The 13,356-nt window shown below is 65.1% G+C and carries 15 protein-coding genes; 7 read left to right on the top strand and 8 right to left on the bottom strand.

The features are described from left to right. Positions 1–87: 87 nt before the first annotated feature. From IVB18_RS33190 to IVB18_RS33170, 5 genes are all read right to left on the bottom strand, one after another. Complete coding sequence (locus tag IVB18_RS33190; RefSeq protein WP_247984532.1) at positions 88–1,206, bottom strand: branched-chain amino acid ABC transporter substrate-binding protein; 1,119 nt, start codon at positions 1,204–1,206, stop codon at positions 88–90. Positions 1,207–1,367: 161 nt separating this feature from the next. Further along, the gene (locus IVB18_RS33185) at positions 1,368–2,111 is read right to left on the bottom strand and encodes an ABC transporter ATP-binding protein (protein ID WP_247984531.1); all 744 of its coding nucleotides are present in this window, start codon (positions 2,109–2,111) and stop codon (positions 1,368–1,370) included. Further along, positions 2,108–2,941 (bottom strand): ATP-binding cassette domain-containing protein, encoded by an 834-nt coding sequence (locus IVB18_RS33180; RefSeq protein ID WP_247984530.1) that lies wholly within the window; start codon positions 2,939–2,941, stop codon positions 2,108–2,110. The genes IVB18_RS33185 and IVB18_RS33180 overlap by 4 nt, the downstream gene beginning before the upstream one ends. Further along, on the bottom strand, positions 2,938–4,254 hold the full coding sequence (gene livM, locus IVB18_RS33175) for a high-affinity branched-chain amino acid ABC transporter permease LivM (protein WP_247991794.1): 1,317 nt from the start codon (positions 4,252–4,254) through the stop codon (positions 2,938–2,940). The genes IVB18_RS33180 and livM overlap by 4 nt, the downstream gene beginning before the upstream one ends. Before the next feature lie 20 nt (positions 4,255–4,274). Continuing rightward, positions 4,275–5,192 carry a branched-chain amino acid ABC transporter permease LivH gene (locus tag IVB18_RS33170; protein WP_247984529.1) on the bottom strand — a complete coding sequence of 306 codons (918 nt, stop codon included), beginning with the start codon at positions 5,190–5,192 and terminating at the stop codon, positions 4,275–4,277. 267 nt (positions 5,193–5,459) lie between these two features. Between IVB18_RS33170 and IVB18_RS33165 the strand changes: the two genes are divergently transcribed. Together IVB18_RS33165 and IVB18_RS33160 are read left to right on the top strand one after the other, a co-directional pair. Continuing rightward, complete coding sequence (locus IVB18_RS33165; protein ID WP_247984528.1) at positions 5,460–5,633, top strand: hypothetical protein; 174 nt, start codon at positions 5,460–5,462, stop codon at positions 5,631–5,633. 185 nt (positions 5,634–5,818) lie between these two features. Continuing rightward, positions 5,819–6,343 carry a hypothetical protein gene (locus IVB18_RS33160; protein WP_247984527.1) on the top strand — a complete coding sequence of 175 codons (525 nt, stop codon included), beginning with the start codon at positions 5,819–5,821 and terminating at the stop codon, positions 6,341–6,343. On the opposite strand, the gene IVB18_RS33155 is transcribed toward IVB18_RS33160, so the two are convergent. The 3 genes from IVB18_RS33155 to IVB18_RS33145 are packed head-to-tail and all read right to left on the bottom strand — an operon-like array spanning position 6,305 to position 8,904. Further along, positions 6,305–6,697, bottom strand: coding sequence for a carboxymuconolactone decarboxylase family protein (locus tag IVB18_RS33155; protein ID WP_247984526.1), 393 nt, complete (start codon positions 6,695–6,697; stop codon positions 6,305–6,307). The genes IVB18_RS33160 and IVB18_RS33155 overlap by 39 nt on opposite strands. A 33-nt stretch (positions 6,698–6,730) precedes the next feature. Further along, positions 6,731–7,513, bottom strand: coding sequence for a 3-oxoadipate enol-lactonase (gene pcaD, locus IVB18_RS33150; RefSeq protein ID WP_247984525.1), 783 nt, complete (start codon positions 7,511–7,513; stop codon positions 6,731–6,733). A gap of 35 nt (positions 7,514–7,548) precedes the next feature. Then, the gene (locus IVB18_RS33145; RefSeq protein ID WP_247984524.1) at positions 7,549–8,904 is read right to left on the bottom strand and encodes a 3-carboxy-cis,cis-muconate cycloisomerase; all 1,356 of its coding nucleotides are present in this window, start codon (positions 8,902–8,904) and stop codon (positions 7,549–7,551) included. 171 nt (positions 8,905–9,075) lie between these two features. On the opposite strand from IVB18_RS33145, the gene IVB18_RS33140 reads away from it, so the two are divergent. The 5 genes from IVB18_RS33140 (at position 9,076) to IVB18_RS33120 (ending at position 13,355) form a co-directional block, all read left to right on the top strand. Then, positions 9,076–9,522: a carbon monoxide dehydrogenase subunit G gene (locus IVB18_RS33140; protein WP_247984523.1), complete on the top strand. Its 447-nt coding sequence runs from the start codon at positions 9,076–9,078 to the stop codon at positions 9,520–9,522. A 150-nt stretch (positions 9,523–9,672) separates the two neighbouring features. Next, the gene (locus IVB18_RS33135) at positions 9,673–10,158 is read left to right on the top strand and encodes a (2Fe-2S)-binding protein (RefSeq protein WP_247984522.1); all 486 of its coding nucleotides are present in this window, start codon (positions 9,673–9,675) and stop codon (positions 10,156–10,158) included. Positions 10,159–10,196: 38 nt separating this feature from the next. Beyond that, positions 10,197–11,003, top strand: a complete 807-nt coding sequence (locus IVB18_RS33130; protein ID WP_247984521.1) for a xanthine dehydrogenase family protein subunit M — start codon at positions 10,197–10,199, stop codon at positions 11,001–11,003. A 63-nt stretch (positions 11,004–11,066) separates the two neighbouring features. Next, complete coding sequence (locus tag IVB18_RS33125; protein ID WP_247984520.1) at positions 11,067–11,972, top strand: MoxR family ATPase; 906 nt, start codon at positions 11,067–11,069, stop codon at positions 11,970–11,972. A 180-nt stretch (positions 11,973–12,152) separates the two neighbouring features. Then, positions 12,153–13,355, top strand: a complete 1,203-nt coding sequence (locus IVB18_RS33120) for a VWA domain-containing protein (RefSeq protein ID WP_247984519.1) — start codon at positions 12,153–12,155, stop codon at positions 13,353–13,355. Position 13,356: the final 1 nt, after the last annotated feature.

The following is a 13,356-nucleotide window of genomic DNA, read 5'->3' as shown; positions in this document are numbered from 1 at the left end:
AAAAAGAAACGCCCCGGCAAGCCGGGGCGTGTGATGGCGATTGCGTGGCAGTTCAGGGCTTGGCGGGGCTCAAGGCCCGGCAGCCCTTCAGGTGCCGTTGCCCTTGATCTCGGTGTAGCCGCCCTTGGCGTCCCACTTGTAGACGACGTAGTCGATCTGCTTGATGTCGCCCTTGGCGTCATATTCGATCGGGCCGATCACGGTGTCCCACTTGCCGGCCTTCATCGCCTCCATGACCTTCTTGGCGTCGGTGGTGCCGGCCTTCTTGGCCGCCTGCGACCAGACCTGCATCGCAGCGTAGGTGTAGAGCGTATAGCCCTCGGGGTCGATGTTCTTGGCCTTGAAGGCATCGACGATCTTCTTCGCGGTCGGCTTGTTGCGCGGATCGGGGCCGAAGGTGAACAAGGTACCTTCGCCGGCGGGGCCGGTGATGGAGGCATACTCCTTGTCGGCGAGCGCGTCGCCGGCCATCAGAATCGTCTTGAGGCCCTGGTCGCGCATCTGGCGCACGATGAGGCCGCTCTCCTGGTGGTAACCGCCGACATAGACCAGATCGATGTTGTCCCGCTTCAGACGCGAGACGATCGCATTAAAGTCCTTGTCGCCCTTGTTGTAGGACTCGTACATCTTCTCGGTGACGCCGGCCTTGTTGAGCGCCTTCTTGGTCTCGTCTGCAAGACCCTTGCCGTAGGTGGTCTTGTCGTTGAGGATCGCGATGTTCTTGCCCTTGAAGTTCTTGGCGATGTACTGCGCCGCGATCAGGCCTTGCTGATCGTCGCGGCCGCAGACGCGCGCCACGTTCCAGAGCTTGCGCTCGGTGAAGAGCGGATTGGTCGAGGCGGGCGTGATCTGGAGCACGTTGCCGTCGGCATAGGCTTCGGAGGCGGGGATCGACGACGACGAGCAATAGTGCCCGGCGACGAACGGCATCTTCGCGCCGGCGATCTTCTCGGCGATCGAGCGCGCCTGTTTCGGATCGCAGGCGTCGTCTTCGATGGCGAGCGCGAGCTTCTTGCCATTGACGCCGCCGGCGGCGTTGATGTCAGTCACGGCCATCTCGGCGCCGTTCTTCATCTGGCGGCCGAAGGCGGACTCGCCGCCGGTCATCGGGCCTGCGACTGCGATGGTGACATCCTGCGCGAACGCCGCGCTCGACAGCGCGATCGACGCTCCGAATGCCAGACCGATGAGCTTTAGTGACTTCATGAGATACCTCGCGGGTGGTCGTCTGTGGAAGTTGCCGGGCACGCCCGGACCAAACCGGCGCCATTGTCGAATGAATTTGGCGAGAAGTCACCGGCAAAATACGGGCATCGGCGGAGATATCGCGCCACATTCGGCCGCACGTGATCCGCCTTTGGGCAGCCTCAGCCGTGCCGGCCGCCTTCCAGGTAGGCGGCGCGAATTTCGGGGCGCTGCAACAGCTCGGAGCCGGTCCCGGCCAGCGTGATCAGGCCATTGACCATGACGTAGCCGCGATGGGCGAGCTTGAGCGCATGGTTGGCGTTCTGCTCGACGATCAGGACGGTCAGGCCGTCCTGCCGGTTCAGGGTGCGGATCGCGTCGAAGATCTGGCGGGCGATCAGCGGAGCGAGCCCGAGCGAGGGCTCGTCCAGCATCAAGAGGCGAGGGCGGCTCATCAAGGCGCGGCCGATCGCCAGCATCTGCTGCTCGCCGCCGGACAGGGTTCCACCGCGCTGGGCATAGCGTTCCTTCAGCCGCGGAAACAGCGTGAAGACGCGTGCCAGCGTCGCGTCGCGTTCCGAATCGGTGCATCCGGTGGCATCCGCCCCCATCCGGAGGTTTTCCGCCACGCTCATGCGAGGGAAGATGCGCCGCCCCTCCGGCGATTGCGCGATGCGCAAATGCGCGATCTCGTGGGTGGGCACATCGGTGATGTCGCGGCCTTCGTACAGGATCTGGCCGGCGCGGGCGCGCGGCTTGCCGAAGATCGTCATCATCAGCGTCGACTTGCCGGCGCCGTTGGCGCCGATCAGGGCGACGATCTCGCCGGCATTGATCTCGACGTCGACGCCCTTCAGCGCCTCGATCTTGCCGTAAGCGGCGCGCAGGCCGCGGATCGCGAGCAGGGGATTGGGCGCCGAAGTCACGACCCGCTCTCCATCACGGCCATCGCCTCTTCCTCGTCGGCGCCGAGATAGGCCGCGATCACCTTGGGATCGTCGCGGACCTCGCGCGGCGAACCTTGCGCGATCTTCACGCCATGGTCCATCACCACGATGTGGTCGGAGATCTCCATCACCACCGACATGTCGTGCTCGATCAGCAGGATCGAGGTGCCCTGCTCGTCGCGGATCGACAGCAGCAGCTCGCTCAGGGCGGCGCTTTCGCGGGCATTGAGGCCGGCGGCGGGCTCGTCAAGGCAGAGAAGCGCGGGCTCGGTACACATCGCGCGCGCGATCTCGAGGCGGCGCTGGTCGCCATAGGCGAAATTGCCGGCGGCGTCGTCGGCGCGCTCGAGCAAATTGACCCGCTTCAGCCATTCGGTGGCAAGATCAATCGCGTGCTTTTCGGCGGCGCGGTAGGCGGGCGCGCCGATCAGGCCGAGGAAGGTGAAGCCGGAGGCCCGCATCAGCGCGTTGTGCTGCGCCACCATCAGGTTTTCCAGCGCGGTCATGCCGGGAAACAGGCGGATGTTCTGAAAGGTGCGCGCGACCTTGGCCTGCTTGGCGATACGAAAATCGTTCAGCCGCTCCAGCGCGATGACCTTGCCGTCGTCATGGGTCAGGCGGATGGTGCCGCCGCTCGGCTTGTAGAAGCCGGTGATGCAGTTGAAGACAGTGGTCTTGCCGGCGCCGTTCGGCCCGATCAGCGCGGTGATCTTCTTCTGCTCGGCCGCAAACGACAGGTCCTGCACGGCGACGATGCCGCCGAAGCGCATGGTCAGCCGGTCGACGCTGAGGATATTCCCGTCGCTCATCCGTGTCCTTCCTTGACGAGGTCGGAGGAGATCGCCTGCGCCTTGGTCAGATACACGGTCGGCGCGCGATGGCCGATCAGGCCGCGCGGCCGCCAGATCATGATCAGCACCATCGCCATGCCGAACACCAGCATGCGGTAGGTCTCCAGGCCGCGGAACAGCTCGAAGCCGCCGATCATGGCCAGCGCCGCAAGCGCGACGCCGAGCTGCGAGCCCATGCCGCCGAGTACGACGATGGCGAGCACCAGTGCCGATTCCTGGAAGGTGAAGGATTCCGGGCTGATGAAGCCCTGCCGGGTGGCGAAGAATGCGCCGGCAAAGCCGCCGAACATGGCGCCCGTCGCGAACGCCGTGAGCTTGGTCGTCGTGGTGTTGATGCCGAGGGCGCGGCAGGCAACCTCGTCCTCGCGCAGCGCCTCCCAGGCGCGCCCGATCGGCAGGCGGCGCAGGCGGATCGTCACCCAGTTGGTGAGGAGTGCGAGCGCCAGGATCAGATAAAACAGGAAAACGATGCGATGGGTCGGCGAGTACTCGATGCCGAGCTTGGCGGCGAGCCCATCGTCGCTGTTGTCGAGCGGAATGCCGAAGAAGGTGGGGCGGGGAATGCCGGAGACGCCGTTGGGGCCGCCGGTCAGGCTCTGCCAGTTGATGATGACGAGGCGGATGATCTCGCCGAAGGCGAGCGTCACGATGGCGAGATAGTCGCCGCGCAGGCGCAGCACGGGGAAGCCGAGCAGCACGCCCCAGAAGGCGGCGAGGATGCCCGCGAGCGGCAGGCAGATCCAGAACGACCAGCCGAAATTGGTCGCAAGCAGCGCGTAGGAATAGGCCCCCACCGCATAGAAGGCGACGTAGCCGAGATCGAGCAGGCCGGCGAGCCCGACCACCACGTTCAGGCCCCAGCCCAGCATCACATAGGTGAGCACGAGGATCCCGAGGTCGAGGATGTAGCGCTGGTCATAGAAGATCACCGGCACCAGCAGGGTGAAGAACAGGAGCGCCGGAGCGAGGTAGCGGCCGACGAACGACATCCCGTGCTGCACGGCCGACGGCACCAGCTTCTCGGCGCCGGTCGAACCGATCCATTGCCGCAGCAATTCGATCACGATCGAGCCGCTGAACACGGCGGCGACGAGGGCTGCGACTTCGCCGAAGCGCGTCCAATAGGTGAGCTGGCCGCTCGAGCCCGCCTCGGTGCGGACGCCGACCATCAGTGAGAACAGCACCAGCGCGATCAGTGCGTTGACGAGGGCTGTCTTCAGAAGGGCGGGGAGGCCGGCGGTGCGACTGGTGTGCGTGGTCTCGTGCGGAATCGGTGTCACGCGGCGGTCCGTCAGACTTTTTCGACTTCGGGACGGCCGAGCAGGCCGGTCGGCATGAAGATCAGCACGACGATCAGGATCGAGAACGCCGCGACGTCCTTGTACTCGACAGAGAAATAGGCCGACCAGAACGTCTCGATCAGGCCGATCGCGAGACCGCCGAGCATGGCGCCCGGCAGCGAGCCGATGCCGCCGAGCACGGCCGCGGTGAAGGCCTTGATGCCGGCGACGAAGCCCATGAAGAAGTCGACCAGGCCGTAATAGAGCAGATACATCAGGCCTGCGACGGCCGCGAGTGCGGCACCGATCACGAAAGTCATGGAGATGGTGCGGTCGACGTTGACGCCGAGCAGTGCCGCCATGGTCTGGTCTTGCTCGCAGGCGCGCATGTCGCGCCCGAGCCGGGTGCGCGAGACCAGCCAGGTGAAGATCGCCAGCAGCACGATGGTGGTGACGACCACCATGATCTGGATGTTGGAGAGCTGGATCACGAAGCCGTCCTGGCTCTCATGCAGCGTATAGCCGCCGGTGATGAAGGGCGGGATCGGCTTGACGCGCGCGCCTTGCGCCACCTGCGAGTAGTTGGTCAGCACGAACGACATGCCGATCGCCGACAGCATGGGGGCGAGGCGGAAGGAGTGGCGCAGCGGCCGGTAGGCGATGCGCTCGATGGTCCAGCCATAGAGCGCGGTGATCGCCATCGAGACCAGCAGCACCAGGAGCAGGATCACCGGGATCGCGGTCAGGCCGAGCGAGACCAGGATCAGAAAGGTGATGAGGGCGATGAAGCCGCCGATCATGAAGACGTCGCCATGGGCGAAATTGATCATGCCGACGATGCCGTAGACCATCGTGTAGCCGATCGCGATCAGGCCGTAGATCGAGCCGAGCACGAGGCCGTTAATGAGCTGCTGGGCGAAATAATCCATAGGCTGCCGTACCCAAATCTGACGCGGCTCAAAGGGAGCTCTTTCAGAGAGTTCTTGGGCCCCGGCAGCCCTTGAGCGTTCTCCTGGTTTTGTAACAGGAGGGAACTGGCGGCCGCAACTGGCCCTGCCTGGGCATAAAGGCTTGTACAGAGGTCATTTCGTGTTCCGGTTCCCCGATCTGCAAGGAACCGGGTTCCGCAGGCAACCAAAGCGGGATGTCGGCCGTTGTCCGCCTCTGACGTCCAACAAACAAGGGAGATTTCCCAAATGTCGAAGCAGCAAGACCAGAATCCGGGCCAGCAGACTCAGAACCCCGGCCAGCGCCCCGGTCAGCAGCAGGGCGGCGGCCAGAAACCCGGACAGCAGCAGCAAGATCCGCAGCGCCAGGGTGACAAGCCTGGTCAGCAGCAGGGCGGTCAGCACGGTCAGGACAACAAGTAGATTTGAGAGCGCAGAGTGAAGGAAGGCCCCGCCGCGAGGCGGGGCCTTTTTCTCTGGCCGCGTCGCCCAACAGGGCGGTTAAGGTAAACAAAGGGTTTAAATTGCCGCCACAGTCTGATGCGAGTTAGCTCCCCGCAAAGCCGCTGCCTTCCGTCGGAGGCGTGGCAAACGAAGCGGGAAGCGGCATGTTTAGGAACTGGCGGATCGGCTCGGTCAATGGCGCGTTGCTGGCGGCCTATTTCATCCCGGCCTGGACCCTCGTCGCCTTCAACATCATGGTGGCGCCGGTACACGGCCTCTACGAGCGGCCCACGGTGGCAGTGGCGCTGTTCCTCAGCGACCATCTCCAGATGGCGGGGATGAGCACGGTGCGCGCGGCCTGGCTGCTTGCGCTGGGACGGCTGACGGTCGTGGCGTTCTTCGCGATCCATCTCGCGCTTCTCTGCTTTCCCCGTGTCCGCAAGAGCGGCGGCAGCGACGAGGCGCTCGGCATCGCGCTTGCGATCGGCAGCCTGATCTCGTTTGCGAGCATGCTGATGGCTTCGAAGGTCGGCGAGATGGCTGCGCTGCGGCTGCATGCCACCGAACTCCTGCTGCTGCTCGGCGCTGCGATCGTGATCGTGATCGAACGGCCGGAGGCGGCGCAGAAGACCGCCGAGGTCACCGCGCCGCTAGCCCTTGAGCAGGCCGAGCTCCTGCACAATCGCTGAGGCTTCCTTGACGGCGTGGTTCGCCGCCGGCACGCCGCAATAAATCGCCTGCTGGAGCAGGATCTCCCTGATGTCATCGGGGGTGAAGCCACCTTCCGCGAGCGCCGCGCGTACGTGGAGGCGGAATTCGTCCCATTGGCCAAGCGCGACCATGGTGCCGATCACCAGCACCCGCCGGGTGCGCTCGTCGAAATGCGGCCGGGTCCAGATCTCGCCCCACGCGTAGCGCGTGATCATGTCCTGGAAGTCGGTGTTGAAGGCGTTGCGATTGGCGATCGACTTGTCGACCCAGGCATTGCCCAGCACTTTTCGCCGCACATTCATGCCGGCATCGCGGCGCTTCTGGTCGTCCATTCTATCCTCCTCTCGCAATGACGAGCTTTGAGATCAGCGTTGCGTCAGGAAGCCGACCACCGCGTCGGTGAAGGCGTGCGGCTGCTCGACGTTCGAAATATGGGCGGCGTCGATGATGGTCATGCTCGCGCCGGGAATGTTCGAGCGGATCAATTCGCCCGCCGAGATCGGCGTCGCCATGTCGTGGCGACCGGCGATCACCAGCGTCGGGCTCTTGATCTTCGGCAGCAGCTCGCGCTGGTCGAGCGTCGACAGCGCTTCGCAACAGGCGAGATAGCCTTCGACGGGCGAGGCCAGCAGCATCGATTTCATCTTGGCGGTGATCTGCGGCTCGCGCTCGCGAAAATCGGCCGTCAGCCAGCCGCCGATCACGGCATCGGCCACCGCGGCGATGCCGCCTTCCTTCACCGCCTGAATGCGTTCCAGCCATTTGGTCGGCTCGGCATAATAGCATGAGGTATTGGCGAGGATGAGCTTGCCGAACCGCTCCGGCGCATTGGCGCCAAGCCATTGCCCGACCATGCCGCCCATCGACAGGCCGCACCAATGCACCTTCTCGATGTTGAGATCGTCGAGGATCGCGAGCACGTCGCGGCCGAAACGCTCCATCGAATAGGGGCCGGGCGGCACGTTCGACTTGCCGTGGCCGCGGCGGTCGTAGCGGATGACGCGGAACACCTGCGTCAGCGCCTTCATCTGCGGCTCCCACATCTGAAGCGTGCAGCCGAGCGAGTTGGAGAGCATCAAGGTCGGCCCGCCGTCGCGGCCCTCGACGGAGACGTTGATCAGGCAACCGTCGGCATCGATCATGGGCATGCGGCGTCTCCGTTTTATTTGCGCTCAGGGCTGCTTTATTCGCGCTCGAGGCTGTCGAGCAGGCGGTCGATCAGGGCCTGCGAAGCGCCTTGATAGGCCATCGGCTCGAACAGTGCTGCAATTTTTTCCGGCGCGAGATGCGCGGTGACCTGCGAATCGGCTGTGAGCACCTCGCGCAGATGCTTCTTCTCGGCGACTGCACGCTTGCTTGCAGCTTCAATGAGATGGTGCGCGTCGCTCTTGCCGACTTTCACCGCCAGCGCCATCGACACCGCTTCCGCCATGATCAGGCCGTGCGTCGCCTCGAGATTGCTGCGCATACGCGCGGCATCGACGTCGAGGCCCTCGGCAATGTCGACGATGGCGGCGAGCGCGCCCGAAGTCACCAGCATCAGTTGCGGCAGCGTCGGCCACTCCGCATGCCACGGACCGGCGCTGCGCTCGTGGTCCTGCACCTGCGCTGCAAAAATCGTCGCGGCGAGCTGCGGGGCCATGATCGCGGCACCGAGCGCGCTTGCGGCGGCGACCGGGTTGCGCTTGTGCGGCATGGTCGAGGATCCGCCGCGGCCTTCGCCGGCGGGCTCAAAGGCTTCGGCGACATCGGTCTGCATCATCAGCGAGACGTCGCGCGCGATCTTGCCGCAGCTTCCGGCGAGAATCGCGAAGCACGATGCGGCCTCAGCGATCCGGTCGCGGTGGGTGTGCCAGGGCGCCTCGGGCAGCGGAAGATTCAGCTCCTGTGCCAGCCGTTCGGCAACGGCAAGCCCGTTGTCGCCGAGCGCTGCGAGCGTGCCGGCGGCGCCGCCGAATTGCAGCGCGAGGCCTTCGCGGCGCACCCGGCGCAAACGGCAGCGCGCGCGGGCGAGGCTCGCGGCGTATTCGGCGGCCTTCAGGCCGAACGGCATCGGCAGCGCGTGCTGAAGCCAGGTCCGCGCCACCATCGCGGTGTTGCGATGCGTCCGCGCCAGCGCGGCAAAACCCTTGATAGCGCGGCTGAGGTCGGCGTCCAGCGCATCTATCCCGGCGCGCAGCGTGAGCATGGTGGCGGTGTCGATGACGTCCTGGCTGGTCGCGCCCCAATGCACGTAGCGCGCAGCATCCGCATCTGCCTTGGCGACATTGGCGGTCAGCATCTTGACCAGAGGGATCGCCAGATTGCCCGACCTGGTCGCGGCTTCGGCGAGGGCGGCCATGTCAAAGGTATCAGCCTTGCAGGCGGCTTCGATCGGGCCTACGGCGGCGGCGGGAATCACGCCGGTCGCGGCCTCGGCCCGTGCCAGGCCTGCCTCGAAATCGAGCATGTTCTGCAGGGTAGACCGGTCGTCGCAGACCGCGCGCATGGCCGCACTCGACAGCATCGGCGCGAGCAGGGGGGAGAGGGATGTGCTCATATTGTGCCGGACCTAACCACCATGGCCCGGCTGTGCCAATCCCAAACCGCTCGCGCAAGCTTTTTGCAGTTGCGAATATGCATTGCACGTGACCGGGTGTTGCCCTTTCCTTTGCGGCGCCCGTGCGTTACTTGAGCAGCGTTACATTTGCGCGATCCCCGGGAGGCACCCATGGCCATGACTATGAACGGCGAAGTCCAGCTTGCGGCGCCGCGCGAGGCCGTTTGGGAGAAGCTCAACAATCCCGAGGTGCTGAAAGCCTGCATTCCCGGCTGCGAGGAGCTGGAGAAGACCGACGACGGCGGGTTTCGCGCGGTGGCGAAAATGAAGGTCGGCCCGGTGTCGGCGCGCTTCAAGGGCAAGGTCACGCTCAGCGATCTCGACCCGCCGAACGGCTACAAGATCTCCGGCGAGGGCGAGGGTGGGGTGGCCGGCTTCGCCAAGGGCGGCGCGGTCGTGAAGCTCGCCGAGAAGGACGGTGGCACGCTGCTCGCCTACGACGTCGAGGCGCAGATCGGCGGCAAGTTGGCGCAGCTCGGCCAGCGCCTGATCAACGGTGCCGCCAAGAAACTGGCCGATGAATTTTTCGCGAACTTCGCCAAGGCGGTACAGGGCTAAAGGCCCAACACCTTTAGCATTGCGCGTTTTATCATGGCGCCTTGCGTGCCGGGCGATGTTGCCCCCGGCCATATTGGCCCATATGATGGGTTGGAATAATTATAAGAACCGCTTCGACGGGACCCGTCGGGGCGCTGATAGAGAGTGCTTATGGCAAAAATCTCCCTCATCGTGAACGGCAATCCTGTTACCGGTAACGTCGACCCGCGCACCCTGCTGGTGCAGTTCCTGCGCGAGAATCTGCGGCTGACGGGCACCCATGTCGGCTGCGACACCTCGCAGTGCGGCGCCTGTGTCGTGCTTCTCGACGGCAAGGCCGTGAAATCCTGCACCACGCTCGCGGTGATGGCCGACGGTCACGAGGTCAAGACCATCGAGGGGCTGGCGGCCGACGGCGCGCCGCTGCATCCGATGCAGGAGGCTTTCCGCGAGCACCACGGCCTCCAGTGCGGCTTCTGCACGCCGGGCATGATCATGACCGCGATCGACATCGTGCACCGCAAGGGCCACGAGCTCGACGACCACACCATCCGCGAGGAACTGGAAGGCAATCTCTGTCGCTGCACCGGCTACCAGAACATCGTCGCCTCAATCGCCGCCGGCGCGAAGGCGATGGCGAAATCCGATCTCGCCTAACCCGACACGCGCGCGCATCCCGCGATCAGGACACCCTCATGTACGAATTCAAGTATCATCGCCCCGGGACCGTGCGGCAGGCGGCCAATCTCCTGGTGAAGAACGAAGACGCCAAGTTGATCGCCGGCGGCCATACGCTCATTCCCGTCATGAAGCAGCGGCTCGCAAGCCCGCCGCATCTGGTCGACCTCTCCCACATCGAGGGGCTCGACACGATCGAGATGAAGGGCCGTTCACTCGTGATCGGCGCCACCGCCAGGCATGCCGAGGTCGCGAGCTCTGCCATCGTCGGTGAGGCGATCCCGGCGCTTGCCAATCTTGCCAGCCAGATCGGCGATCCCGCCGTGCGTCACAAGGGCACCATCGGCGGCTCGCTCGCCAACAACGACCCGACCGCGGATTATCCGGCGGCTGTGCTCGCGCTCGGTGCGACGATTGTCACCAACAAGCGCCGCCTCAAGGCCGAAGAGTATTTCCAGGGCCTGTTCTCGACCGCGCTGGAAGCCGACGAGATCATCACAAAAGTGATGTTCCCGCTGGCGAAGAAGGCGGCCTACATCAAATTCCGCAACCAGGCCTCGCGCTATGCGTTGGTGGGCGTGTTCGTGGCGCGGCGTCCGTCGGACGTCCGCGTTACCGTCACCGGTGCCGGTTCTGAAGGCGTGTTCCGAGTCACCGCGTTCGAGGAGGCTCTGAAGAAGCGCTTCTCCGCGAAGGCTCTGGACGGCATCGAGGTGCCGGCGGAAGGCCTCAACAGCGACATCCACGGCAGTGCCGAATACCGCGCGCACCTCATCGGGGTGCTGACGCGGCGTGCCGTCGACGCTGCCAACGCCAAGGAATGAGCGGGCCGGATCAATCCGGCCCAATACTTGCCCCGGTGAGGGCATAAGCGAGACTGGCCTTTCATGACTTCAGCGGCCCTGCCGGCATCGGTCGATGCGATGCTCGAACTTTTGACGTCGCGCGGTTACCTCGCGGAGCGGGCGCTCGCGACGGTGACGTATCTCTCGCTGCGCATGGGCCGGCCGCTGTTTCTCGAAGGCGAGGCTGGCGTCGGCAAGACCGAGATCGCAAAGGTGCTGTCGGCGGCGCTGGGACGGAAGCTGATCCGCCTGCAATGCTATGAGGGCCTCGACGTCTCCTCCGCGGTCTACGAGTGGAATAGCGCCGCGCAGATGATCGCGATCAGGATGGCCGAAGCCGCCGGCGACACCGATCGCGATCAATTGTCGTCCGACATCTTCGCCGACCGCTATATGATCAAGCGGCCGCTGCTCCAGGCGCTGGAGCCTGATGTCGCGGGCCCGCCGGTGCTGCTGATCGACGAGCTCGACCGTGCCGACGAGGCGTTCGAGGCATACCTCCTCGAAATCCTCAGCGACTTCCAGGTGACGATCCCCGAATTCGGCACCGTGAAGGCGCCGCACCCGCCGATCGTCATCATCACCTCCAACCGCACCCGCGAGATCCACGACGCGCTGAAGCGGCGCTGTCTCTATCACTGGGTCGACTATCCCGCCGCCGACCGCGAGCTCGCCATCGTCAAGACGCGCGTGCCCGGCATCTCTGCGAAGCTGTCGCAGCAAGTGGTGCGCTTCGTGCAGGCGCTGCGCAACCAGGATTTCTACAAGTCGCCGGGCGTCGCCGAGACCATCGACTGGGCGACCGCTTTGTCCGAGCTCGATGCCCGCTCGCTGACCCCGCAAGTGGTCGGCGACACGCTGGGCGCGCTGCTCAAGTACCAGGATGACATCACGCGGATGCAGGGCGACACCCTGCAGAAGGTGCTGAAGGACGCGACGAGCGATTAGCTGTCATTCCGGGGCGCGCGTAGCGCGAACCCGGAATCTCGTGCCGCAATTGAGCTGGTCATTCCGGGGCGCGCGTTAGCGCGAGCCCGGAATCCATCGGCCCGCGAGGACTGCGGATAAATAGATTCCGGGCTCGCCGCTTGCGCGGCGCCCCGGAATGACGAGTGAGGGTGCTGAACGATGGCCATCAACCACCTTGCGCCTGAGCTGACCGAGCAGTTCGCCGACAATATCGTCGGCTTTGCCCGCGCGCTGCGTGCCGCCGGCCTTCCGGTGGGACCGGGTGCCGTCATCGATGGCGTGAACGCGCTCCAGGTGATCGACATCGGCAGCCGCGCCGATGTGTTCACCACGCTGGAGGCGATCTTCGTCAAGCGCCATGAGCATGCGCTGATCTTCCGCCAGGCCTTCAACCTGTTCTTCCGTGCGTCGGAAGAATGGAAGCACATGCTCGACTCGGTGCCGCTGCCGGATGGCGCCAAGAAGAAGCCGCCGGCGGCCTCGCGCCGCGTGCAGGAGGCGCTGTCGCAGCCGCGGATGACGGAGACGCAGCAGCATCAGGAGCAGGATTTGCGCCTGTCGGTGTCCGACAAGGAGATCCTTCAGAAGAAAGACTTCGCGCAGATGAGCGCCGCGGAGATCACCGAGGCGCTGCATGCCATCGAAAGGATGCGGCTGCCGCAGGCCGAGCTTTTGACGCGCCGGCACCGGCCCGATCCGCGCGGCCTGCGTCTCGACCTGCGACGCACGCTGCGCGCCTCGCTCCACACCGGCGGCGATATCATCGACATCCATCGCCTCGGGCGGATCGAGAAGCCGGCGCCGATCGTGGCGCTGCTCGATATCTCGGGCTCGATGAGCGAGTACACCCGCCTGTTCCTGCATTTCCTCCATGCCATCGGCGATGCGCGCAAGCGCGTCTCCGTGTTCCTGTTCGGCACGCGGCTGACCAACGTCACCCGCGCGCTCCGCCAGCGCGATCCCGACGAGGCATTGGCAACCTGCTCGGCGGCGGTCGAGGACTGGGCCGGCGGCACGCGGATCTCGGCCTCGCTGCACAACTTCAACAAATTATGGGCTCGGCGCGTGCTGAGCCAGGGCGCCATCGTGCTCCTGATCTCCGACGGGCTGGAGCGGGAGGCTGATTCCAAGCTTGCCTTCGAGATGGACCGGCTGCACCGCTCCTGCCGGCGGCTGATCTGGCTGAACCCGCTGCTGAGGTTCGGCGGCTTCGAGGCCAAGGCGCAGGGCATCAAAATGATGCTCCCGCACGTTGACGAATTCCGCCCCGTGCATAATTTGAGTTCGATCCACGAGCTGATCAGCACGCTTTCCCGGCCGCTGCCGCCGCATCACCGCAGCCTGATCCGCTCCGCAGCTTGAG

The sequence above is a fragment of the Bradyrhizobium sp. 186 genome (assembly GCF_023101685.1).
Taxonomy (GTDB): domain Bacteria; phylum Pseudomonadota; class Alphaproteobacteria; order Rhizobiales; family Xanthobacteraceae; genus Bradyrhizobium.
This window is presented reverse-complemented; position numbering and strand designations above follow the sequence as displayed.

What these genes read in the sequence shown, in the direction of transcription:
- IVB18_RS33180 (WP_247984530.1), bottom strand. Translation starts at nt 2,941, where the DNA reads ATGAGCGACGGGAATATCCTCAGCGTCGACCGGCTGACCATGCGCTTC.
- pcaD (WP_247984525.1), bottom strand. Translation starts at nt 7,513, where the DNA reads ATGCCCATGATCGATGCCGACGGTTGCCTGATCAACGTCTCCGTCGAG.
- IVB18_RS33170 (WP_247984529.1), bottom strand. Translation starts at nt 5,192, where the DNA reads ATGGATTATTTCGCCCAGCAGCTCATTAACGGCCTCGTGCTCGGCTCG.
- IVB18_RS33125 (WP_247984520.1), top strand. Translation starts at nt 11,067, where the DNA reads ATGACTTCAGCGGCCCTGCCGGCATCGGTCGATGCGATGCTCGAACTT.
- IVB18_RS33165 (WP_247984528.1), top strand. Translation starts at nt 5,460, where the DNA reads ATGTCGAAGCAGCAAGACCAGAATCCGGGCCAGCAGACTCAGAACCCC.
- IVB18_RS33135 (WP_247984522.1), top strand. Translation starts at nt 9,673, where the DNA reads ATGGCAAAAATCTCCCTCATCGTGAACGGCAATCCTGTTACCGGTAAC.
- IVB18_RS33130 (WP_247984521.1), top strand. Translation starts at nt 10,197, where the DNA reads ATGTACGAATTCAAGTATCATCGCCCCGGGACCGTGCGGCAGGCGGCC.
- IVB18_RS33155 (WP_247984526.1), bottom strand. Translation starts at nt 6,697, where the DNA reads ATGGACGACCAGAAGCGCCGCGATGCCGGCATGAATGTGCGGCGAAAA.
- IVB18_RS33145 (WP_247984524.1), bottom strand. Translation starts at nt 8,904, where the DNA reads ATGAGCACATCCCTCTCCCCCCTGCTCGCGCCGATGCTGTCGAGTGCG.
- IVB18_RS33190 (WP_247984532.1), bottom strand. Translation starts at nt 1,206, where the DNA reads ATGAAGTCACTAAAGCTCATCGGTCTGGCATTCGGAGCGTCGATCGCG.
- IVB18_RS33140 (WP_247984523.1), top strand. Translation starts at nt 9,076, where the DNA reads ATGGCCATGACTATGAACGGCGAAGTCCAGCTTGCGGCGCCGCGCGAG.
- IVB18_RS33160 (WP_247984527.1), top strand. Translation starts at nt 5,819, where the DNA reads ATGTTTAGGAACTGGCGGATCGGCTCGGTCAATGGCGCGTTGCTGGCG.
- IVB18_RS33120 (WP_247984519.1), top strand. Translation starts at nt 12,153, where the DNA reads ATGGCCATCAACCACCTTGCGCCTGAGCTGACCGAGCAGTTCGCCGAC.